Annotated in this window: 1 protein-coding gene; it reads right to left on the bottom strand. The window is 63.3% G+C overall.

Annotation, left to right across the window (positions count from 1 at the left end):
• Positions 1–131: transposase (locus DID99_RS37030; RefSeq protein WP_148094698.1), on the bottom strand; the 131-nt coding region annotated here is incomplete at its 3' end.
• Between the last annotated feature and the right edge of the window lie 150 nt (positions 132–281).

The following is a 281-nucleotide window of genomic DNA, read 5'->3' as shown; positions in this document are numbered from 1 at the left end:
TCCGTGATCTGGTTCGGGTGCACATCGAACTGCTGCGCCAGTTCGGCCAGCGTGCGCTCGCCCTTGACCGCCGCCAGGGCCACTTTCGCTTTGAACGCCGCTGAGTGCGTCCGTCGGGTTCTCTTCGTCATCTTTCCGGTCCTTTGCCTGCATTATCGCTGGCTCAGGCCCCGGGCATTCCACTTACCCGTCTGTCCGAATTTGCGTAAGCGGCTCGGCCTGGCCGTTTCCCCATTCGCGCGCGCGTGAGGCATGATGGTGATGGCGTGTCGGAGTCCGTG

Source organism: Burkholderia sp. Bp8986 (assembly GCF_003854225.1).
In the GTDB taxonomy this organism is placed as follows: Bacteria; Pseudomonadota; Gammaproteobacteria; order Burkholderiales; family Burkholderiaceae; genus Burkholderia.
Note: the sequence above shows the minus strand (reverse complement) of the source record. Positions and strands in the feature narration are given on the sequence as shown.